16 protein-coding genes are annotated in these 22,496 nt (G+C 71.6%); 7 read left to right on the top strand and 9 right to left on the bottom strand.

Annotated features, from left to right (window positions below; all coding sequences use genetic code 11):
- Positions 1–48 precede the first annotated feature (48 nt).
- From LO763_RS05840 to LO763_RS05820, 5 genes are read right to left on the bottom strand one after another with little or no spacing between them, the layout of a single operon-like run.
- Positions 49–2,457, bottom strand: coding sequence for an RICIN domain-containing protein (locus tag LO763_RS05840; RefSeq protein WP_230601030.1), 2,409 nt, complete (start codon positions 2,455–2,457; stop codon positions 49–51).
- 13 nt (positions 2,458–2,470) lie between these two features.
- Positions 2,471–3,730 (bottom strand): mandelate racemase/muconate lactonizing enzyme family protein, encoded by a 1,260-nt coding sequence (locus LO763_RS05835; RefSeq protein WP_230601029.1) that lies wholly within the window; start codon positions 3,728–3,730, stop codon positions 2,471–2,473.
- Position 3,731: 1 nt separating this feature from the next.
- Positions 3,732–4,559: a carbohydrate ABC transporter permease gene (locus LO763_RS05830; protein ID WP_230601028.1), complete on the bottom strand. Its 828-nt coding sequence runs from the start codon at positions 4,557–4,559 to the stop codon at positions 3,732–3,734.
- Positions 4,559–5,542 (bottom strand): carbohydrate ABC transporter permease, encoded by a 984-nt coding sequence (locus LO763_RS05825; protein ID WP_230601027.1) that lies wholly within the window; start codon positions 5,540–5,542, stop codon positions 4,559–4,561. Before LO763_RS05825 ends, LO763_RS05830 begins: the two co-directional genes overlap by 1 nt.
- A gap of 3 nt (positions 5,543–5,545) precedes the next feature.
- Positions 5,546–6,811, bottom strand: a complete 1,266-nt coding sequence (locus tag LO763_RS05820) for an ABC transporter substrate-binding protein (RefSeq protein ID WP_230601026.1) — start codon at positions 6,809–6,811, stop codon at positions 5,546–5,548.
- A 140-nt stretch (positions 6,812–6,951) separates the two neighbouring features.
- Between LO763_RS05820 and LO763_RS05815 the strand changes: the two genes are divergently transcribed.
- Together LO763_RS05815 and LO763_RS05810 are read left to right on the top strand one after the other, a co-directional pair.
- Entirely contained in the window at positions 6,952–7,722 is a 771-nt protein-coding gene (locus LO763_RS05815; protein ID WP_230601025.1) for a FadR/GntR family transcriptional regulator, read from the top strand.
- A gap of 261 nt (positions 7,723–7,983) precedes the next feature.
- Positions 7,984–9,294 carry a ricin-type beta-trefoil lectin domain protein gene (locus LO763_RS05810; RefSeq protein WP_230601024.1) on the top strand — a complete coding sequence of 437 codons (1,311 nt, stop codon included), beginning with the start codon at positions 7,984–7,986 and terminating at the stop codon, positions 9,292–9,294.
- Between the two features lie 65 nt (positions 9,295–9,359).
- Here the strand turns inward: LO763_RS05810 and LO763_RS05805 are convergent, their stop codons facing one another.
- Positions 9,360–10,757: a glycoside hydrolase family 43 protein gene (locus LO763_RS05805; RefSeq protein WP_230601023.1), complete on the bottom strand. Its 1,398-nt coding sequence runs from the start codon at positions 10,755–10,757 to the stop codon at positions 9,360–9,362.
- A 362-nt stretch (positions 10,758–11,119) separates the two neighbouring features.
- On the opposite strand from LO763_RS05805, the gene LO763_RS05800 reads away from it, so the two are divergent.
- The 4 genes from LO763_RS05800 (at position 11,120) to LO763_RS05785 (ending at position 17,272) form a co-directional block, all read left to right on the top strand.
- Positions 11,120–12,061: an ABC transporter permease gene (locus tag LO763_RS05800; RefSeq protein WP_230601022.1), complete on the top strand. Its 942-nt coding sequence runs from the start codon at positions 11,120–11,122 to the stop codon at positions 12,059–12,061.
- A 14-nt stretch (positions 12,062–12,075) separates the two neighbouring features.
- On the top strand, positions 12,076–13,026 hold the full coding sequence (locus LO763_RS05795) for a carbohydrate ABC transporter permease (RefSeq protein ID WP_230601021.1): 951 nt from the start codon (positions 12,076–12,078) through the stop codon (positions 13,024–13,026).
- A gap of 83 nt (positions 13,027–13,109) precedes the next feature.
- Positions 13,110–14,768 (top strand): type 2 periplasmic-binding domain-containing protein, encoded by a 1,659-nt coding sequence (locus LO763_RS05790; protein ID WP_230601020.1) that lies wholly within the window; start codon positions 13,110–13,112, stop codon positions 14,766–14,768.
- A 77-nt stretch (positions 14,769–14,845) separates the two neighbouring features.
- Positions 14,846–17,272: a glycoside hydrolase family 2 protein gene (locus tag LO763_RS05785; protein WP_230601019.1), complete on the top strand. Its 2,427-nt coding sequence runs from the start codon at positions 14,846–14,848 to the stop codon at positions 17,270–17,272.
- Positions 17,273–17,636: 364 nt separating this feature from the next.
- On the opposite strand, the gene LO763_RS05780 is transcribed toward LO763_RS05785, so the two are convergent.
- Both LO763_RS05780 and LO763_RS05775 read right to left on the bottom strand, forming a co-directional pair.
- A complete protein-coding gene (locus tag LO763_RS05780; RefSeq protein WP_230601018.1) occupies positions 17,637–19,673 on the bottom strand; it encodes an alpha-galactosidase in 2,037 nt (678 codons plus the stop codon).
- A gap of 261 nt (positions 19,674–19,934) precedes the next feature.
- Positions 19,935–20,675 carry a FadR/GntR family transcriptional regulator gene (locus LO763_RS05775; RefSeq protein WP_230601017.1) on the bottom strand — a complete coding sequence of 247 codons (741 nt, stop codon included), beginning with the start codon at positions 20,673–20,675 and terminating at the stop codon, positions 19,935–19,937.
- Between the two features lie 257 nt (positions 20,676–20,932).
- Here LO763_RS05775 and LO763_RS05770 point away from each other — a divergent pair, with 257 nt between their 5' ends.
- Entirely contained in the window at positions 20,933–21,922 is a 990-nt protein-coding gene (locus tag LO763_RS05770; RefSeq protein ID WP_230601016.1) for a LacI family DNA-binding transcriptional regulator, read from the top strand.
- 215 nt (positions 21,923–22,137) lie between these two features.
- On the opposite strand, the gene LO763_RS05765 is transcribed toward LO763_RS05770, so the two are convergent.
- A complete protein-coding gene (locus tag LO763_RS05765) occupies positions 22,138–22,476 on the bottom strand; it encodes a hypothetical protein (RefSeq protein WP_230601015.1) in 339 nt (112 codons plus the stop codon).
- Positions 22,477–22,496: the final 20 nt, after the last annotated feature.

Genomic DNA, 22,496 nt, shown 5'->3' with positions numbered 1-22,496 from the left:
GCGGGAGCGGCGCGGCCGACCGGCCGCGCCGCTCCCCTCAGGCGCGCGTCAGGACCAGGTCCAGCGCTGGTTCGACCCGCCGGTGCACGTCCACAGGTGCACCTTGGCGCCGTTGGCGGTCGCGGCGCCCGAGACGTCGAGGCACAGCCCCGAGACGGCGCTGGTGATCGTGCCGTCGGCGTTCCGGTTCCACCGCTGGTTCGCGCCGCCGTGGCACGACCAGATGATCGCGAGCGTCCCGCTGGCCGTCCCGCCGCCCGACGCGTCCAGGCAGCGCCGGTCCCCGCCGGCGTACACGGTGAGCTCGCCCGCGGAAGTGAACGTCCACTGCTGGTTCGCGCCGGTCCAGCAGTCCCAGATCTGCAGCTGGGTCCCGTTCTGGGTCGTCTGGTCGGGCACGTCCAGGCACCGGCCCGCGCTCACCGACCGCAGCGCCCCGGCGGTGGTCCCGCCGCCGTCGCGCGGGCCCGCGTCCGCGATGATCGCCGCCGCCGCGGCCGGGACCGCGTTCGCGTCGAACGTGGTGTTGCCGCCGACGGTGTTGCCCCGCTGGCCGTTCACGAGCCCGGTGATGGCCGGGTTGGTCGTGTAGTTGCCGGTCGCGGTCAGGTCCCCGGTGAGGTTGCTGTTCTGGTTGTTGGCGTGCGCCCACTGGCCGTACGTGTTGCGGAAGACGTTGCCCGAGAGGGTGAAGTACCGCGAGCCCTCGTCGAAGTACATCCCGAGCTGCCCGCTGTTCTCGCAGTGGTTCCCGCTGATCGTGCTGTTCGGGTGCGCCGACAGCGAGTAGATGCACCCGGCGTCGAACAGCGTCTCCACCACGTTGCGCACGTGGTTGCCGGTGACGTGGACGGCCTGCGAGGTCGTGGGCGTCTGGTAGATCGGCTGGAAGTCGTACAGCCCCCGGCTCAGGTACTCCGGGCTTCCTCCGGGATCGTTGGCGCCCCAGCCGAACCCGACGTTGATGCCGCTGTAGGGCATGTCCGAGACGTAGTTGTGCGCGATGGTGAGCCGGGTGGCGTAGGTGCCGAGGATCGCGGCGTTGTCGAGGTACTCCAGCGCGGTCTCGTACACGCGGTTGTCGCTGATCTCGATGTCGCTGTTGAGCATCCGCGAGTCCGAGGGGTGGTGCGCGTCGGGGCGGACCCCGCCGACGACGATCCCGCCGCCCGCGCTGGCGGTGAACGTGTTGCCCGTGACGAGGATGTTCCTGGCGCCGAGCCCGACGCCGGTGCTGTGCGCGTTCGCGTCGTTGCCGATGCCCAGCCCCACTGAGCCGAGATTGCGGAAGGTGTTGCCGGAGAAGGTGATCCCGTCAGCGGCCGAGACCTGCACGGCGGCCGGGGTCTGCGCCCAGTCGTTGCGGGCCGCCTCGAACCCGCGGCACCCGGACCTGCACGAGGTGAACGCGTCGCCCGGCCGCTCGCTCTGCACCCCGGTGATGAACGTCCCGGTCTGCTGGTTCGCGTACCCGTTGCCCGATCCCGGGTCGAGCCACGAGGTCCCGGTGAACGTGAGACCGGAGAACTCGAGCGCGCGGACCGGCTGCGCGTAGGTGCCGCCGATCTCCACGAGCGTCTCCAGGCGCGGCAGCTCGACCTTCGCGGCCGCCATGCTCTGCCCCGCGAGGGGCTTGTAGTAGAGGCGCCCGGCGGCCGTGTCGAGGTACCACTCGCCGGCCTGGTCGAGGAAGCGCTTGGAGTTGAGCAGGAAGAACTGCGGGGTGCGGAACGGGTTCTGGATCGCGTCGTACCCGTACGTGTTGTTGTTCCAGGACGGCTGCTGCATGGTCACCGTGCGCCCGCTGACGCTCTCGACGGGGGCGAACCTGTTGGTGAACGACAGGAGCGCCTGGAGTTCGATCCGCTGCTGGTCCGGCAGGGACGCGAGGTAGTCGAAGTTCCCGTTGTTCAGTGTGAACCCGGAGGCGGTGAGCGTCATGTCCGAGGGCGCGATGCCGGTGCGCGCCCGCTGGGCGGGCACTCCGTCCACATAGAGCTGGCGGGTGTCGAAGCCGGTGCCGACGTCGGCCCGGTAGACGCCCGTGGCGGCGTCGTCGAGGACCCAGCCGGTGACCGCCTGGGCCCCGGTGACGACCGGTGCGGCGCCGTCGGCGGCCCGCCAGGTCACGGTGTGCCCGTTGCGGCCCGAGTCGGCGGCGGTGAACCGGAGCGGACCGGAGAGCCGGTAGGTGCCGTCGAGGAGGGTGACGGTGACGTCGCCGTCGCCCGCGGCGGCGGCCTGCCGGGCGCGGGTCTGGGCCTCGGTCAGGGTCCTGAGCGGCCGGCCGGCCGTGCCGGAGCCGCCGTCGTCCCCGGCGGGGGAGACGTAGAGGTCGTGCTCGGTCTGGGCGTGTGCCGGGGAAGCGCCCGGGCCCGCGAGGGCCCCGGTGACCGCGAGGAGGAGTGCCGCCGCGAGTGCGGGCGCTCGGAGGCGCCCGGAGGGTGCGTGCCGCATGTCGGTGTCCTTTCTAGATTCGGCGAGGCTCCGTTCGGTGTCGGTCTTCGGCGGGCGCTCCCCGGCGCGCCGGCGGCGCCTCGGTGTCCGCCTGCGTCGGGGGAGCGGGGGATCGGAAGGTCTCGGGGCTCGCGGTGGCGAGCAGGCGCAGTCCGGCGCGCGCGGGTCGGACGCCCGGACCGGCGGGGTCGGCCGGGCCCGGCCGGCGGCCGAGCGCGGCGACGCGGTCCTCGGCGACCGTCACGCCCAGGCCGGGGGAGTCGCCGAGGACGAACGCGCCGTCCTCGATGTCGAGGTCGGCGGTGACGCCGACGGGCGGCCACAGGTCCTGGAGTTCGCTGACGAGGTGGTTGGGCACGGCGGTCGCGGCGTGCAGCAGGCCCACCGGGACGTTGCCGATCGGGCTCACCGGCAGGTCGTGCGCGTGCGCGAGCGCGGCGACCCGCAGGAAGTGCGTGACCCCGCCGACCGCGGCGGTCTGGACGACGTCGACCGCGCCCGCCCGCAGGAGCGGGCGGTACTGCTCCAGTCCGGTGAGGTTCTCGCCGGTCGCCACCGCGGCGCGGACGCCGCGCTGGACGACCGCCAGGCCCTCGGCGTCCCAGCGCCGCACCGGCTCCTCGACCCAGGCGAGGTCCACGGTGCGCTCGAGCTCGCGCACGTGGCGGACCGCCTGCTTGCGCGACCAGGTCTCGTTCGCGTCGAGCATGAGGCCGGGCCGGGCGCCGCCGCCGGCCTCGGCCAGGACCTCCCGCACGAGCTCGAGCCGCCGCCGGTCCGCCTCGACGTCGAGGCCCCCTTTGAGCTTCGCCGACCGCAGGCCGCGTTCGGCGTAGACGCCGTACGTCGCGACCAGGTCGTCGTCGCCGAGGCCGATGTCGAGCCCGGACGCGTACGCGGGCACGACCCGGTCGCGCCCGCCCAGGAAGCGCCAGAGCGGTTCGTTCGCGGCCTGCGCCTTGATGTCCCACAGGGCCGTGTCCAGCGCCCCCACGGTCCCGAACACGGCGCCGCCGTGGCCGGACTTGAAGACGTGCCGGAGCATCCGGTCGTACAGCGCGGTCACGCCCCGCGGGTCCTCGCCCTCGATGGCCGCGAAGGCGTCCGCGACGCCGGCGTGCGATCCCATGCCGACGCCGGTGATCCCCTCGTCGGTGTCCACCAGGACGACCGGGACGGCGGACACGCCGTCGGCGAGGACGCCGTTGGCGTCTCCGACGGGGCGCGCCCACTCCTGAACGGTCGTCAGCGTGCGGTACCCGGTGATCCGCATGTCATCCCTTCGTCGACCCGGCGGTGACGCCGGCGGTGATCTGGCGCTGGAAGCACAGGTAGAGAACGAGGACGGGCACGGCCGCGATGAGCACGCCGCCGGCGAACGTCGGGATGTCGGCGGAGTACTGGCCGCGGAGCGCGGTGACGCCGACCATGAGGGTGCGGTGTTCGGCCGAGGGCATCATCAGCAGTGCGATGAGCACGTCGTTCCAGCAGAACAGCGCGTTGAGGATCCCGACCGACAGCAGCGCGGGCCGTCCCAGCGGCAGCATGATCCGCCCGTAGACCCCGTACACCGAGTTCCCGTCGATGCGCGCGGCGTCGACGATCTCGGAGGGGATGCCGCTGTAGTAGCCGGTCATCAGGAACACCGTGAACGGCAGGAACTGCGCCGTGTAGGCGAGGATCAGCCCCGGGTAGGTGTCGATGAGCCCGACCTGCCCCATGGTGCGCGCGAGCGGGACCATGATCACCTGGAAGGGGATGAACAGCGCCGAGAGGCAGGCCAGGAACAGCAGCCGCGACCCGCGGAACCGCAACCGGCTCAGTGCGAACCCGGCCATCGACCCCAGCAGCAGCAGGAGCGCGACCGCACCGGTGACCGTGATGAGCGAGTTGGCGAGGTAGCGGCCCATGTCGGCGCTGGTCCAAGCGGTGGCGAACGCGTCCCAGCGCAGTCCTTCGGCCGGGGCGAAGCGGTCGAGCACGTACTCGTGCCGCGTCTTCATGGCGACGTTCGCGGTGAAGACGAGCGGGTAGACGGTGGCGATCGCCAAGGCGGCCATGGGGATCGCGGCCAGCCACCGTCCGGCGCGGAGCGGCGTCATCAGTCCTCCCTCCCGACCCGGCGCAGGACGGCGATCTGGGCCGTCCCCACGACGAGCATCAAGCCGAAGAGCACCGTGGAGGCGGCGGAGGCGAGGGCCGGGCGGCCCATCTGCCCCTGCTGGAACCAGATGTAGTACTCCGGCAGGTACGTCGAGCCCTCCGGGCCGCCGCCGGTCATGACGTACAGCAGCCCGAACATCGAGGTGAGCATCCCGATCATGGTGGTGACGAACACGAACTGGATCGTGCGCGAGAGCCCGGGGAAGATCACGTGCCGCACCACCCCGGGCAGCGAGGCGCCGTCGACGCGCGCCGCGTCGATGAGCGAGGCGTCCAGCGTGGCGAACCCGGCGAGGAAGACCACGAGCGACATCCCGAACGTGGCCCAGATGTGGACGCCCACGACCGCGAACATGGCGACGCCGGGGTCCCCGAGCCAGTCGACCGGCCCGGCCCCGACTGCGCCGAGCAGGGCGTTCACGGGGCCGTCGAAGGCCAGCAGCAGGTTGAAGATCGCGCCGATGATGACCGGGGACAGGACCGCGGGGAAGAAGTAGACGCTCCGGTACACGCGGTGCCCGGGCACGCGCAGGTACAGGAACGTGGCGAGCGCCCCCGGGATCGCCACGGCCACCGGCAGCAGCAGCACCAGCAGGCCCACGTTCCGCATGGAGGCGATGAAGAGCGGGTCGGCGAACAGTGCCGCGTAGTTGTCCCACCCCACCGCCCGCCCGTTGCGGTCGCCGTCGCCGGTGAAGGAGAAGTTGACGCCGAGCGCGAGCGGGTAGAGCCGGAACACGGCGATGACGAGGACCGCGGGAGCCACCAGCAGGTAGGGGGCGAGGCGTTCGGAGCGGGGGAACCGCCCACCCGCCCCGCGCCGGGGCCCCCGCGCCGCGCGGGGTGCCGCCGCCGGTGCGCTCGCCCCGGCCGGCCCCGCCGCGGCGGGGCCGGCCGGGGGCGGCGGGCTTCCGATCGGCATGTCCTAGCCCGCCTGGTCGCTCGCGGCGAGCTGGCCGAGCGCGTCGTCGACGGTCGCCGAGCCGCTGAGGAGCTGCTGGGACAGGCGCCCCATGAGCTCGAGGGTCTCGGCCGACAGCGCCACATGCAGCGCGGGCCGGCCGGTGGGGATCGCGGCCACGATCGCGGCCGCGGCCGGTCCGGCCCCGGAGGCGTCGATGGTGGTGTCGGAGGCGATGGCCCCGGCGTCGGCGTAGAACGCCTCGAGCGCGGCGGTCGAGGTGAGCGAGCGGACCAGGTCGGCCGCGAGCTCGGGGTCCTCGGTCCACTCCGCGACGCCGTAGCCGATGCCGCCGTCGTAGGGCAGGAACGGCGTCGCGTCGGGGTCCACCAGCGGGGCCGGCATGACGCCGACGTCCGCGGGGTCGAGGAACTCGCCGAACTCCTTCCAGTGGCCCACATCGGACATGAGGCCGATGACGTGGGCGGCCTCGCCGCCGTCGAAGAGCGCGAACTCGTCGTTGAACATCGCGGTCGAGTTGACGCCGTCGTTGTTGAGCCCGGCCTGCTCGGCCTCGACCCACAGTTCGAAGATCCGCTTCACGCCGGGGGAGGTCCAGTCGCGGTCCCCGGCGATCCAGGCGTCGTACTCCTGCGCGGTGAGCACGCCCGGACCGAGACCGGAGAGGAAGAACTGGATGCCGTAGCCCTCCTTGTTGCCCATGGCGAAGCAGTCGGCACCGGTGGCCTCCTCGATCTGCGCGCAGTCGGCGAGGAACTCCTCCCAGGTGGCGGCGGGGGCCTCGGGGTCGAGTCCGGCCTGCTCGTAGAGGGCCTTGTTGTAGTAGAGCGGGTGGCCCTGGAGGGTGACCGGGGCGGCGTAGACGTGGCCGCCGTCGGAGAACGCCTCCCATCCGGCCAGTCGCTCCATGTCCTCGGCGAGGTAGTCCTCGAGGGGCACGAGCGCGTCGGTGCGGTCGCGGAGCTGGCCGCCGCCGTTGAAGAGCATCACGTCGGGGCCCTCGCCGGACTGGATCGCGGTGCCCAGGAGGTTGTAGTACTGGTCGAACGGCTGGGCCACGAACTCGACCTCGACGCCGGGGCGGCGCTCGGCGAAGTCGGCCTTCGCCTGCTCGATATAGGACTCGGTGGTCGCGTCACCGGACTTCCAGTCCCAGACCACGAGGGTGTCGCCGCCTCCTCCGGAGGAGTCCGGTGCCGCGGCGCTGCCGCATCCGTACAGCGCCAGGGGCGCGATCAGGGCGGTCGACCACAGTGCTCGTCGCTTCATTGCAGATCACTCTCCGTGGGGGTGCCGGGGTGCGGCTCGAGGACGCCAGTAAACGTAACTCGTATGACGTCTTACGTCAATGGAGTGCCGTACACTGATCCGCGAGTCGCGGCCCGGCCGCGGCCGCGGACGGAGGACCGATGACGACAGCGCAGCGCCCGACCGCGGGCGAGCCCGCGGCCCCCGGCTGGGCGCGGCGGCCGGCCAACCTCGCCAGGGCCGTCACCGCCGAACTCGTGCAGCGCATCGTCCGCGGCGACTACGCTCCCGGCTCCGCGCTGCCCCCCGAACCCGCCCTGTGCGACCTGTTCTCGGTGAGCCGCACCGTGGTCCGCGAGGCGGTGAAGGTCCTTCAGGAGAAGGGCCTGGTCCAGATCCGGCAGGGCTCGGGCACCACCGTCCTGCCTTCGACCTCGTGGAACATGCTCGACGAGCTCGTCCTCGGCGCGGTCATCGACGAGGACGAGGCGCTGGCGGTCCTCGACGACCTCGTCGTCACCCGGCGCCTGCTCGAAGCCGACATGGCCCATGCGGCCGCCCGCGCCGCCGGATCCGACGCGGTCGCCCGGATGCGCGAGCTGGTCGACCGCATGGACGAGCTGGTCGGCGACCCCGAGGTCTACCACGAGCACGACCGGGCCTTCCACGACGCCGTCATGCGCGCCTCGGGCAACCGCATCGCCCGTGCCGTCGTCCGCTCGCTGGAGAGCCAGGTCGTCAACACCGCCAGCTACATGGGACGGACGGAGCGGGCCCTGTGCGAGGCCTCCAACCGCGGCCACCGCGCCGTCTGCGAGCGCATCGCCGCCGGCGACGCCGAGGGCGCGGCGGCGGCCATGTTCGCGCACATCACGGACGCGTGGCTCGTCCGGCGAGGCGAGCAGGGCGACCCGGACCGCCTGGCGCGCTGAATCAAGGCACGCAGATCCGATGTTTCCGCCCCGATGGGGCGGACATATTTCGCCATCGATGGAAAAACCTCCTCGTCTTGACCTCTCACATCCAATTTATATAGACTGATGTCAATATTTAAGGCATCGCGCGGCCGCCGCGCCGGTGAATCTGGGAGCGATCCCAGTCGGCGTCCGGCCACACCTCCGCAACGGGTCCCTCACGCGGTGCCGCCCCATCGCGCAGTCTTCGACGAGCTTGAACACGAGGAGTTCCCACCGATGTCGAGATTCAGATCCGCACTCGCGTGCCTGGCGGCCGCGATCGTGCTGGCGACCGCCGGCGCCGCCACGGCGCAGGCCGCCGACGCCCCCGCCTCCCCCTCGCCCGACGTGACCGCCGCCGCCAGCGGCGGCTGCGGCAAGGCCCCGACCCTCAGCAGCGGGACCCACACCATCCAGAGCGGCGGCCAGAACCGCAGCTTCATCCTCAAGGTCCCCTCCGGGTACGACCGGGACACGCCCCACAAGCTCATCTTCGGCAACCACTGGTGGGGCGGCACCGCCGGCGACGTCGCCGGCGGCGGCAGCGACGGCGCCGTCTACGCCCACTACGGACTCGACGCGCTGGCGGGCGGCTCGGCGATCTTCGTGGCCCCGCAGGGCCTGAACAACGCCTGGCCCGACACCAACGGCCAGGACGTCGCCTTCTTCGACGCCATGATCCAGCGGATCGAGGCCGACCTCTGCGTCGACCAGTCGCAGCGGTTCTCCCTGGGCTTCAGCTACGGCGGCGCGATCAGCTACGCCCTCGCGTGCGCCCGCCCGGACGTGTTCCGCGCGGTGATCGCCATCGCCGTCCCCGGGCCGGTCAGCGGCTGCAACGGGGGCACCGGCTCGGTGGCGTACATGGGCATCCAGGGCGTCACCGACAGCATGCCGCAGGCGCGCGCCATGCGCGACCGGTTCGTCGCCAACAACGGCTGCGCCTCCCAGAGCCCGCAGGAGCCGGCCGCCGGCAGCGGCAGGCACATCACCACCGCCTACTCGTGCCGCTCCGGGTTCCCCGTCGTGTGGGCGGCCTTCGACGGCGGCCATCAGCAGGGTCCCGTCGACGGCTGCACCGGCTGCGAGAGCGGCGCCCGGAGCTGGGTCAAGAACGAGGTCTGGCAGTTCATCTCCCAGTTCGACTCCGCTCCGCCGGCCGAGACCGACCAGGTGCGCAACACCGCCGCTGACCGCTGCCTCGACGTCTCGGCCCAGTCCCAGGCCAACGGCGCCGCGCTCCAGCTCTGGGACTGCCACGGCGGCGCCAACCAGCAGTGGGACGACTCCTCGTCCGGGCAGCTCCGCGTCTACGGCGGCAAGTGCCTCGACGCCGAGGGCGCCGGCACCGCTCCCGGCACGCGGGCGATCATCTGGGACTGCCACGGCGGCGCCAACCAGCAGTGGGAGGTGAACGCCGACGGCACCGTCACCGGCGTCCAGTCCGGGCTGTGCCTGGCGACCGCCGGCGGCGGCACCGCCAACGGGACCGCGGTGGTGCTCGCGAACTGCGACGGCTCGGCGGGGCAGCGCTGGTCCTTCGCCTGAGCGGCCGTCCGGTTCGCCGGACTCGGGTGGGCGGGCCTCCCGGGAGGGAGGCCCGCTGCTGCGCACTACCGGACGGCGCACCGCCACCAGTCCACGTTGAACAGATAACCGGAGCCGCCGGTGAACCGCAGGTACAGGTCCTGCGTCCCCGTCGCGCCGCTGACCGGGCAGGTGACGCTCGTCCACGTCTGCCAGCCTCCGGTGCCCGGGACCGAGCAGGCGCCCACCCGCGTCCCGTTCGGGCCGCCGAGCCGGAGTTCGAGGGTGCCGCCGGCGGTCGCCGAGGCCACCCGCGCCGTGAACGAGGAGGCGCCGGCGCCGAACGCGACGCCCTCGACCTTGATCCAGTCGCCGTTCTCGATCCAGCCGACGTTCATGCCGCCCTCGGAGGCCGGCTCGGTCTCCACCCCCGACTGCCAGGCGATCGTCTCGGCCTCCTGGCGCGCATAGGGGTCGAGGGTGCCCGACTGCGGCGCCCCGGCGGTGGTCATGTCGATCCTCGGGAAGGTCCCGTCGCCGTTGTAGGCGAACCGCTCGACGGCCACCGACCTGGTGAAGCCGCCGCCGCCCGGCAGCGCGCCGTTGTGGTAGAAGAAGTACGAGGACCCCTCGAAGTCGATCACGCCCGCGTGGTTGGTGAAGCTGCCGCCCTGGGTGGGCATGATCGTGCCCCGGTAGGTCCAGGGCCCGGTGGGGCCCGGGGCCGTGGAGTAGGCGATGAACTCCGAGCAGCACTGCGCGGAGAACACCATGTAGTACAGGGAGCCGCGCTTGTAGACCCACGGCCCCTCCTCGTAGAGGGTCGGCCGGTCGGTGCCGCCCGGCCGGGCGCCGAAGCCCTGGGCGGTGAGCGCGATCCGGGTCGCGCTCCCGCTGTAGGACACCATGTCCGCGTTGAGCTTCACGTACCACAGGTTCGGGTTGCCCCAGTACAGGTACGCCTGGCCGTCGGTGTCGATGAAGACCGTGGGGTCGATCTCGCCGTTCTCGACGAGCGGGCGGCCGATGGCGTCGCGGAAGGGCCCGGTGGGGCTGTCGGCGACGGCCACGCCGATCGCCATCCTGCCGGTGGCGTCGTTGACGACCGGGACGTACCAGTAGAACCTGCCGTTGCGCTCGACCGCCTGCCCGGCCCAGGCGTCCTGACGCGCCCAGGCGAAGGTGCCGACGTCGAGGGGCGAGCCGTGGTCGGTCCAGTTGACCATGTCGTCGGAGGACCAGACCCGCCACTCCTTCATGGTGAACCAGGTCGAGCCGTCCTCGTCGTGGCCCGTGTAGAGGTAGACGCGTCCGTCGTGGACCAGGGGCGCGGGGTCGGCGGTGTAGATCGTCTGGATGATCGGGTTGTCGGCCTGTACCGGGGAGGGCGACGGGTCGGCGGCCGGGCTGAGCGCGGCCGCCGCGAACGCGACGGCGAGCGCGAGCGCGGCGGTGCGCCTTCGGCTCCGAGGCGGTGTCTTCATGGGGAACCTCGTCTTCGAAAAGTTCGGAATAATCCTCGAAAATAAGAGGATGTCGAGTTCAGGGTAGTCGCGCGGCCGCCGCCTGTAAATAGACAGATATCGATTCCATGGGCAAAGATGGTATCAATGACCTACGAAATTAAGAATCTAATGGATAAAAACTGACAAAAGAGCGGTTCTTTACCGCTACAGGTATCGAATCTCAACGCAAACATCTGATCTTTTCTGTCTCGGAGTCTTGACTGGCGCGAGCACGCCAACTTACCGTGAACATTCACGAAGCCCGATCGCAAAGGAGCGAGCGTGAGTGTTCTGAACCCCGTGCCCCGCCGTTCGGCATCCAGGCGGAAGGGACCGAGGCGGTGACCGCCGCCGCAGCGGAGCGGACCGCCGCCCGCCGACGGCGCACCCGCAGGCGGAGCCTCCGCCGCCACTGGCAGCTCTACCTGCTGCTCGTCCTCCCCGTCGCCTACTTCGTGATCTTCCAGTACATCCCCATGGCGAACAACGTGATCGCGTTCAAGGACTACAACGTGGTCGACGGGATCTGGGGCAGCCCCTGGGCCGGCCTCGACCACTTCGAGCGGTTCTTCGCCAACCCCGTCGCCTGGGACCTCATCCGCAACACCCTGCTGCTGAGCCTCTACGGCTTCCTGGCCGGGTTCCCCATCCCGGTCATCCTCGCCCTGGCCCTCAACGAGGTGCGGGCGCGGTTCTTCAAGCGCACCGTCCAGATGGTCACCTACGCGCCGCACTTCATCTCGACGGTCATCGTCGTCTCGATGCTCATCCTGATCTTCTCGCCCCGGATCGGCTTCATGTCCGACCTCCTCGGCTTCTTCGGCATGTCGCAGAACCTCCTGGCCGACCCCGGCGCCTTCAGGAGCGTCTACGTCTGGAGCGACGTCTGGCAGACCGCCGGGTACTCCGCGATCATCTACATGGCCGCGCTCGCCGGCATCGACCCGAGCCTGTACGAGGCCGCCCGCCTCGACGGCGCCAACCGCCTGCGCAAGATCTGGCACGTCGACCTGCCCGGCATCGCGCCCACGGTCGTGGTGGTGATGATCCTGAGCGTCGGCAGCATCATGGCGGTCGGCTTCGAGAAGGCCTTCCTGCTGCAGAACCCGCTGAACCTCTCGACCTCGGAGATCATCGCGACCTACACCTACAAGGTCGGCCTGCTCAGCGCCGACTTCAGCCTCGCGACCGCGGTCGGGCTCTTCAACTCCGCCATCAACCTCATCCTGCTCCTGGCCGTCAACACCGTCTCCAAGCGCGTGACCGGCAACGGGCTGTGGTGAAAGGAGCGCACGCAATGACAGTCGAGACCCCGGCCGCGCGGCGCGCGCCGGACGCCGCACCCCGCGGCCCCCGGCCCCGCCGCGCCAGGCAGGTCCAGGACACGCCCGTCGACCGCGTCTTCATGGCCGGCGTCTACCTCCTGCTGTGCACCTTCCTGCTCGTCGTCCTCGTCCCGCTGGCCAACATCGTCGCGAGCTCCCTCTCCAGCCCCGCGGCGGTGTCGGGCGGGCGGGTGTTCCTGTGGCCGGTCGACTTCACGCTCATCGGATACGAGGCGGTGCTCACCAACCGCGCGATCCTCGTCGGCTTCGGCAACTCGCTGTTCTACGCCGGGGTCGGGACGGTCGTCAGCGTCGCCCTCACCGTCATGATCGCCTACCCGCTCTCGCGCAGCGACCTCGTGGGACGCCGCGTCCTCATCGGAGGCGTCCTGTTCTCGATGCTCTTCAGCGGCGGCCTCATCCCCACCTACATGGTCGTGCGGGCACTCGGCCTGCTCGACACCCGCTGGGCGATCATCCTGCCGTCGGCGATCGCCGCCTGGCAGGTCCTCATCGCGATGACGTACTTCCGCACCTCGATCCCCGGGGAGCTGTACGAGGCGGCCCAGCTCGACGGCGCCTCGGACCTGCGCTTCCTGTGGTCGGTCGTCCTGCCGCTGTCGAAACCGCTCCTGGCGGTCATCGCGCTCATGTACGGCATCGGGCAGTGGAACTCCTACTTCAGCGCCCTGATCTACCTGCGCAGCGAGGAACTCTATCCGCTGCAACTGGTGCTGCGCGACATCCTGATCGTCAACAACAGCGGCGGGACGAACCTCGCCGACCAGCTCGCGGCCGAGCAGATGGCGGACCTCATGAAGTTCTCGCTCATCGTCGTCTCCACCGTGCCGGTCCTGCTCGTCTACCCGTTCGTGGCCCGGCACTTCACGAAGGGCGTGATGCTCGGCTCCGTCAAGGGCTGACCCGCGACCCGCGGCGCGCCGCCGGGACCGGTCGGCGCGCCTCCCCTCGAACCGTGCAACTCCTCACCGAAAGGCAGCCAACGATGAACAGCAGATCCGCACGGGCGGCAGCGGCGGCGGCGGCGCTCGCCGTGTCCGCCGGCGCCCTCGCCGCGTGCTCGTCGGAACCGGAGACCACTCCGGACGACGTGATCACCATCTTCGCCCCCCAGGACGCCGGACAGGGACAGGACCTGGAGGACAACGCGTTCACGAAGCTCCTCGAAGACCGGTTCGACGTGGACCTCCGGTTCGAGACGACCACCTGGGACGGCACCGCGGCCGCGGAGAAGCGGCAGATCTCCCTCGCCAGCGGCGACTACCCGGACGCGTACATGCTCATCCCGTGGGTCGACCAGTTCAGCGCCGACGAGCTGGTGAAGCTCGGCGGCCAGGGCGTGATCGTCCCGCTCGACGACCTCATCGGCGAGGACACCCCGAACCTCACCGCCGCGTTCGAGAAGGAGCCCGGCTTCAAGGACCTGGCGACCTCCCCGGACGGCAGCATCTGGGGCATCCCGGCCTGGAACGACTGCTACCACTGCTCCTACCCCTCGAAGCTGTGGATGAACTCCGCCTGGCTCGACACCCTGGGCCTGGAGCAGCCCACCACGCCCGACGAGCTGCGGACGGTCCTGGAGGCGTTCAAGACCCAGGACCCCAACGGCAACGGCGAGGCCGACGAGATCCCCCTCTCCGGAGCGGGCGGCGCCTCGCTCCTGTCGTACCTGCTGAACCCGTTCGTCTACACCGCCGAGATGTACTCGAACGCCGAGGGCGTGAACCCGGCCAGCCTCGGGACCCGCAACGGGCAGGTGACCCTGCAGCCGACCCGGGACGAATGGCGCGACGGGATCTCCTACGCGGCCTCCCTCTACGCGGACGGGCTGATCGACGAGGGCACCTTCACGCAGAACGGCGAAGCGCTCACCGCCAAGGGCGCCAGCGCGGAGGGCGTCATCCTCGGCGCGGTCGGGGTCATGCACCCCTGGTTCGTCACCGCCGACCAGGAGGACGGACGCTACACGCAGTACGACGCGGTCCCGCCGCTGACCGGGCCGAACGGCAGCGACACGTTCTGGAGCGGCGGCGGCGCGGGCGCCGCCCCCGGGGCGACCTTCGTCATCACGAACCGCTCCAGCGAGGCCAAGCAGGAGAAGCTCATGCAGATCCTCGACTTCATGGTCTCCTACGACGGCCACCTCCAGGGGGAGTACGGCATCGAGGGCGTGAACTGGATGCGGCCCGAGGAGGGCGACGTCGCCCTCGACGAGGCCCTCGAGCCGAACTTCAAGACCATCACGCTGCCCACCGAGGAGATCCTCCAGAACTCCTGGGGCCCGATCGCGCAGTTCTTCAGCGACGCCGAGTTCCGCAACAGCCAGGTCACCGCGACCGACATCTACACCCCTGAGGGCTACGAGCGCCGCCTGTTCGAGGCCACGGTGCCCTACGAGGGCCACGAGTCCGACGAGCTGTTCCCGTACTGGGAGGTCTCCGTCACCGGCGAGACCGCCACCGAACTCGCCACGATCCAGACCAACGTGGAGAACTTCGTCGTCCAGGCGAGCGCCGAGTTCGTCACCGGCGTCAGGGACATCGACAGCGACGAGGACTGGGCCGAGTTCCAGCAGAACCTCACCGACCTCGGCGCCGACCGGTACGTCGAGATCTACCAAGAGGCCTGGGACGCCTCGAAATAGCGGCCGGACCGCCCTGAACCGCGGGCCGCCCCCGATCCTGGGGCGGCCCGCCCCCGCGACCGAGAGGCCACGACCACATGATCCGCGAACAGCGATTCGTCAACGCCGACTGGACCTTCGACTACGGCGAGCACCCGGGCGCCGAGACCGCGCCGCCGGACCCCGACTGGTACGACGTCGGCCTCCCGCACTCGTTCGGCCTCCCGGACTTCCGCGAGCCCCGGATCTACACCGGATTCGGCTGCTACCGGCGAGCCCTCGGCATCGACCAGGCGTGGCTCGGCCGGTGGATCGCACTGGAGTTCCTGGGCGTCTTCCAGATCTGCGAGGTCTTCGTCAACGGCCGCCTCGCCGGCCGGCACGAGGGCGGCTACACCCCCTTCACCGTCGACGTCTCCGACCTCGTCCACGCCGGCGAGAACGACGTGTTCGTGCGGGTCGACAACCGCTGGAACGCCCGCCTGGCGCCGCGCGCGGGGGACTACAGCTTCAACGGCGGCGTCTACCGCGACGTCGGCCTCCTCGTCGCCGACCGCGTCCGCATCGCCTGGCACGGCGTCGGAGTCACGACCCCGGAGGTCGACCGCGCGTCGGCGTCGATCGCCGCCTCGGTCGAGGTCGTCAACGACGGGCCCGACCCCGCCGACGCCGTGGTCGCCGCGCTCGCCACCGGCCCGGACGGCACGGCCGTCCACCTCGGACCCGTGCGCCGCACCGTTCCGGCGGAGTCCACCGCGGTGGTCGAACTCGAAGGGGCCGTGACGGACCCGCTGCTGTGGCACCCCGACCACCCGCACCTCTACGAGCTCACCGCCTCGGTCGCCGTCGACGGCGCCGTGCGCGACGCCCAGACGACCTCCTTCGGGTTCCGCCGGTTCGAGTTCACCGCCGACCGCGGCTTCTTCCTCAACGGCGAGCACCTCGACCTCCACGGCGCCAACGTCCACCAGAACCGCGGCGGCTGGGGCGACGCCGGCACCCGCGCCTCGATCCGCCGCGACATCGCGATGGTCAAGGACCTCGGGATGAACATCATCCGCGGCTCCCACTACCCCCACCACCCGTACTTCGCCGAGGAGTGCGACCGCCAGGGCCTGCTGTTCTGGTCCGAACTCCACTTCTGGGGGACCGGCGGCGAGAACGTCGAAGGCCACTGGTTCGCCAGCGCCTACCCCGTCCACGAAGCGGACGAGGCCGAGTTCGAGGAGAGCCTGCGCACGGCCCTGCGCGAGATGATCCGCACGCAGCGCAACCACCCGAGCATCGTCACCTGGAGCATCGGCAACGAGGCGTTCTTCTCCGACGACGCCGTCATCCCCAAGGCCAAGGCCCTCACCGTCGAGCTCGTCGCCCTCGCGAAGCGGCTCGACCCGACCCGGCCCGCGGCCGTGGGAGGCGTGCAGCGCAAGGGCTTCGACCGCCTCGGCGACATCGCCGGATACAACGGCGACGGCGCCGAGCTCTACCTCGACCCCGGCATCCCCAACCTCGTCACCGAGTACCACGGCGTCATGGGCAACGGGCCCGGCGAGTACGAGGTGGAGTGGGCGCACGGCGTCGAGACCGACCACCCCTGGCGCTCGGGAAAGATCTTCTGGTGCGCCTTCCACTACAAGACCATCGCGCCCGGCGCCGGACTCCAGGGCCTCGCGGACTACTTCCGCCGGCCCAAGCGCGCCTACCACTGGTACCGCGAGAAGCTGCTCGGGATCGCCCCGCCCGCCTTCCCCGAACCCGGGACGGCCGCGGCGCTGCGGCTGCGCACCGACACCGAAACGATCCCCACCGACGGCACCGCCGACGCCCGCATCGAGGTCGAGATGCTCGACGAGCACGGCGTCCGCGTCGCCGACGACCGGGACGTCCTGCTCACGGTGGTCGAGGGCGACGCCCTGCTCCCCTCGGGGCGCAGCTTCGCCCTCTCCGCTGCGACGCACAGCCTGTGGGACGGCGCCGGCGCCATCGAGGTGCGGTCCTACACGCCCGGGCCGCAGCGCATTCGGGCCACCGCGGCGGGCCTCGCCCCCGTCGAGCTCGTCCTGACGGCGGTCGGCCCGGCAGCGCCCCGGCCCGACCGCGAGCGCCGCCTCCCGCCGCCCGCGCCGTACCTGACCGAGCCGCCGCGAGGGAAGGGCTGGATGTCGCTGGCGGCCTACCGCCCCGTCGCCGCCAGCAGCGCCGCACCCGGGCGCCCGGGCGGCAACGCCACCGAGCCGGGGCCCGCGGCCTGGCGCGCGGAGGGGACGGGGCCCGGCGAATGGATCGCGCCCAGCCTCGAATACCCGTATGAGATCAACAGGATCGAGATCGACTTCGCCGAGCCGCCCGCGTACCCGTGGCTGCTCGAATCCGCGGTCGACGGACGCACGTTCGCCCCGATCCACCAGGCCGGTCCCGGCGCCGACCAGTTCGTGCGCATCGAGTTCGAGCCGCGCACGGCCCTGGCCGTGCGACTCTCCTTCCCCGAGGCGCCCATGGAGATCGAGGAGATCCGCGTCCACTGAGACCGCGCGCGGGCCGCCCGCCGAGCGGAGACGTCGTCGGACGGGAAGCCGGCGTTGACGGACGAGCCGTACGCCCTGCCGGAGAACGCGACCTGTCCCCTTTCGGGTGACATCCGCGGCGCGCGGGCCCGATTCTGTCGGACCCGCGCGCAAAGCCGGGGTCTACGTTCCCCTTCTGGGTGGGCGGGGGCTGGGGATGGTATACGGCCTTCAGCTTTTAACGGCCTTTGCGCAGGGACTTCGCGTCCCGAGTCCGTCCCGGGCCCGTGGGCCGAGCGTGGACCTCATGGCCACCGAGATCGAGTGCTTCGAGCCCGTCCCGGGCCCGTGCGCCGAGCGCCATGGCGGCACACCCGCCGCGGGCTCATTCGGCGCTGACCGTGAAGATCCGGGCGCTCGGCCCCGCCGGGACCTCGATGACCGGCGCGCCGCTCCCGCCGCGGACCTTCCACTCCGGCAGCGCCGCGGGGTACACCTGCTCCAGCCGCCGGCCCTCCAGCCCGGGGAGGACGACCTCCGCCGCGGCGCCCCGGGACCAGACCGCCATGAGCGATCCGGGACCGGCGTCGAGCATCAGCGCGATCACCTCGTCGTCCCATCCGGGCAGGCCCAGCGGCCAGACCGGGTGCGACACGGCGATATCGGCGCGCCGGTCCCGGTGCAGCGCGACCGCCTCCGACACGAGCGCGGACCGCTCGTCGCCGAGCTCGTGCAGGAACCCCGAGAGGTACATCCGCCCCATGACGCCCGCCGTCATCGCGAACGCCGTCTCCTCCAGGGACATCGACGCGGCCGGGTACGCCCAGTTCCCCGCCTGCTCGGGCAGGACGCTCGCCGGCGCCGCCGCCGCGACCGGCGGGTACAGCAGGAAGTCCTGCTGGTCGCTGGTGGACTGGAGGTGCGCCACCGACAGCAGGCCGTAGTCCATGCGCATCCCCCCGGACGAGCAGCTCTCGATGAGGAGGGCGGGATGGCGCTCCTGCACCCCGAGCAGCCAGTCCCGGAGCGCGCGCGTGTGCCCGAGCAGCCCCGCGCCCGCACCCGCGACCCCCACCTCGGTCCCCGCCCCGATGTCGACGTTGTAGTCGAGCTTGAAGTACCCGAGGCCGAACTCGTCCACCAGCCGGTCGACGGTCTCGTCCAGGTGGGCCCGGGCCGCCGGGTGGCGCAGGTCGAGCTGGTAGTGGTTCCCCTCCACGACACGCTGCCCGAACCGCTGGAAGAACGCCTCGTCCGGAAGCCGCTCGGCCACCGGCGAGGCCACGCCCACGCCCTCGGGTTCGAGCCACAGGCCCGGCCGCATGCCGGCGCGGCGGATCGCGTCGGCGACCGACACGAGCCCGCCGGTGAACCGGCCCGGGGCCTCGCGCCACTCACCGGCGCTGTGCCACCAGCCCCGCGGGCCGGCGAACCAGCCGGCGTCGACGCAGAAGTACTCGGCGCCCGCCGCGGCCGCCGACTCGACGAGCGGCAGCAGCTTCTCGGTCGAGGGGTCGCCCATGAGCGTGTTCATGTAGTCGTTGTAGACGACCGGGAGCCGGTCGTCCACGGGCCGCCGCACCCGGATGGCGCGGCGGTAGTCCGCGAGCGCCGCGAAGGCGGCGTCCCGGCCCCCGTCGGCCACGGCCAGGCCCGCGGGCACCGACGTGAACGCCGTTCCCGGAGCCAGCCGCTCGGCGAACTGGTGCTCGGCGTCCGTCGGCCCCAGGGCGCCCAGGACCACGCCCTCCCGCAGGCGCGACAGCTCCCAGTGCCAGCCCGCGCTCGTCTCGACCTGCCATGCGACCGAGGGCCCCTCCGATCCCGCGAGCACCCCGGTGGGCAGCACGTCCCCGCTGGACCAGGAGCCGTGACTGGTGACCTTGAACCGGCCCCGCCCGTCCTGGCGGTGGAGGTCCAGGTTCAGGTCCGGGAGGACGTCGGCCAGCGGGTGCCGCCTCCAGCGGCCCTCGCCCAGCCATTCGCTCCGCCCCCACAGCAGGTCGTACGCGGTTCCCTTGAGCGCCAAGAGCACCGAGGTCACGGCCGTCAGCACGACGTCCTCAGCGGAGGTGTTGCGGACCGTGTGCGAGATCTGGAGTCCCGGCCCGGCCGCCCTGAACCGGCTGAGGACCTCGACCCCGGTCGACTCGTCGCGCTGGCGGATCCGCACCTCCTGCGCGTCGGCCTCGTGGTCGACGTGGCGCAGGCGCACCCCGGCGACCGTGTGGCGGTAGATCTGGGTGTTGCGCTCGCGCCGGCGGCCGCCGGTGGTGAGTTCGACGATCGGGAAGGGCACCGCGATGGAGGGGGCGCCGGGCCCGGTCGCCAGGGCGACGAGCTCGACCGGGCCGTCGTCGCCGTAGGCGAACCGCAGGTGCAGGCCGGGGCGGTTCCACTCGATCTCATCGGCGGCGTTCATCACTGGACTCCTCGGAGGTGGCGAGGCGCGGTGCGACGGGGGTGTCGGCCGCTGCACTCGGACCGATACACAAGCTAACCGCAGCGGAGAGGCGTTGCAAGAGCACGGCGGCTAAAAGTCTGATGTTTCTTGCGATCGGGGAGCGGGACAAGGTGACACCGGAGAATCCGTCCATGAGAATACGGCGTGTTCAAGGATAAAAGGGAACATCGATCAACAGGCCGTTCGGATCAGATCTGATCAATTCGACCGATGTTCGGGTCAGTCGTCGGCGTCGTCCGAGTCGGCGTCCGGGTCCGGGTCCGGAAGCGTCGCGGCGCCGCCGAGGGCCAGGGACTCCTCCACGCCGAGCAGGTGGTTGGCCATGCGGACCTCGGCCGCTTGGGAGTCGCGGGCTCTGAGGGCCCGCAGGATGGCGAGGTGCTCCTCGTGGGTGCGGCGGTCGGCGCCCTCCTCGCGGAGGCTCCGCCACAGCCGCTCCCGCGCGGTGCGGCTGGCGAGCGCCTCGATCATGCCGGCCAGCACCTGGTTGTCGGAGTGGACGGCGATGATCCGGTGGAAGGCGATGTCGATCTCGATGATGCGCTCATGCCGCTCGGGCTCGCTGTCGAGGATCGACCTGGCCTCCTCCAGGAGCGCCTCCGCCTCGTCGAGCGCCTCGTCGGTGATGCTGTGGGCCGCGAGGCGGGCGGCCTCGCACTCCAGGAGGCGCCGCACCGTGTGGACCTGCCTGGTCTGCCCCTCCACCTGGAGTTCCACCACGAATCCCACCGGCGCCAGGAGGAGGGAGAGGTCGAGGGGGGTGACGTAGGTGCCGTCGCCGCGCCGGGTGTGGAGGACGCCGAGCACCGACAGCGCCCGGACCCCTTCGCGCAGCGAGCCGCGGGAGACGCCGAGCATCGCGGCGAGCTCCTTCTCGACCGGCAGGCGTTCGCCCGGGGCCAGCTCGCCGTTGAGGATCATGCGCTTGATGCCGTTGACGACATCGTCTGTGCGGGACATACCGGCAAGTATGTCCGAGCGGGCCGCGGGCCGGACGGGGACACCCGGGCCGCACGGGGCCGCCTGCGCTCCGGATCCCGTCCGCCGCGCCGCATGCGGCTTGTCCCGCACGCCGTCGGTGAGTATCGTGAAGGTTCACGAAACCGATCCGAGAACGAGCGCCGGGACGGGCCCGCCGCGGTTCGGACGCGGGGAGCCTCCTCCGGACCACCGGTCGGCGCCGAACCGCGCGAGCGCGTGAGAACGAAGGAGGAGCCGTGTCCAAGCGGGTGACGATTCTCGACGTGGCCGCGGCCGCGGGCGTCTCGCGCCAGACCGTCACCCGTGCGATGAACGGCATGAGCGATATCAGCGAGACCACGCGGGCCAGGGTCCTGGCCACCGCCGAGCGGCTCGGCTACCGGCCCAGCCGCTTCGCGAGGAACCTGGTCAACCGCAAGAAGACCCATGCGATGGGCCTCGTGGTCGCGTCGTTCCGGAACCCGTACTTCACCGAGATCGCCGCCGACCTGCTGTCGGTCGCCGGCGAGCGCGGCTGGCAGATGGCGATGGCGGCCTCGGAGGGCAGGGCCGAGGACTCGATAGGCGTGCTCACGAACCAGGTGGACGTCATCGTCGGCCACTTCACCGGGTCCGACGCGGTGCTCCGCGCGGCGAGCGGAGGCCTGCCCGTGGTGCGACTCGAATCGCGCGGCACCGAGCTCGGCGTCCACTCGGTCGAGCTCGACCTCGAGTCGGGCGTCGTCGAGGCGGTGTCCGCGCTGCGGGCCCGCGGCGCGCGCCGCTTCGGCATGGTCGACTCGACGAGCTCCCGGAACGCGCTCGGCGAGTACACGCCCTCGCTGCGGCGGATCTGGTTCGAGCAGGCGGCCGGCGACCAGCTCGCCGGCGGCGTCGTGGGCGAGGAGACCATCGCCGGAGGCGCCCAGGCGTTCGCGCGGCTGCTCGAGGCGCACCCCGAGACCGACGCGGTCCTGATGTTCAACGACCTCATGGCGCTCGGCGCGGTCCAGCACGCGCATGCCCACGGGATCGACGTGCCCGGCCGGGTCCGCATCGTCGGCGTCGACGGCCTCTCCCTGGGCGAGGCCGTCGACCCGCGGCTGACCTCGATCGCCCTCGACCGCCTCGGGCTGGCCTCGCACACGCTCGACATCGTCGACGAGCTCGCCGCCGCCGATTTCGCCGACGTCCCCTCGATCCACCGGGCGGTGCGCTCGAAGCTCCTGTGGCGCGACTCCGCCTGAGGGGGACCGGCGCTCCCGGGACGCCGAGGCGACCGTGGCCGGACTCGGCGGCAGGCGCCGCGGCCGGTCCCGGCCTCACCGCCCCTCGACCCGCGCGACGACACCGCCGTCCTGCGGACCGGGGGCGCGGGACCGGTCGCCGGCCGCGCCGCCGCCACGGGCATCGCCGCGTCCGCGCCGCGGGATCCGTGACGAGTTCCCGTCCTTGGCCGCCGTCAGCCTCCCGAGAGCGTGTCGTAGAGGTCGTCGGGGTCGATCTGCGCCCGGTACCTGAACATGAGGGAGACCTCGCCGCCGAAGGAGCCGAGCGTGTCGGACGGGTCGACGGCGAACTTCGGCTCGGCCCACTGCTGCGCGATCACGGCCGCGGGCCTGCCGTTCACCTCCAGGACCCACGTCGCCCGCCCTCCCGCGATCGGCGCGAGGTACTTCCGCTGCCGCAGATAGGCCACGGCCTCGGCGATCGTGCTCGACTCTGGCAGATCGACCGTCTCGGCGTGCGGCCGGATGTCGTCGCCCATCGCGACGCTCGAGCGGTCCACATTGATGATCATCGTTCCCTCCTCGGCTCGGC

The sequence above is a fragment of the Glycomyces amatae genome, assembly GCF_020991375.1.
Classification (GTDB): Bacteria; Actinomycetota; Actinomycetes; order Mycobacteriales; family Micromonosporaceae; genus Glycomyces; species Glycomyces amatae.
This window is presented reverse-complemented; position numbering and strand designations above follow the sequence as displayed.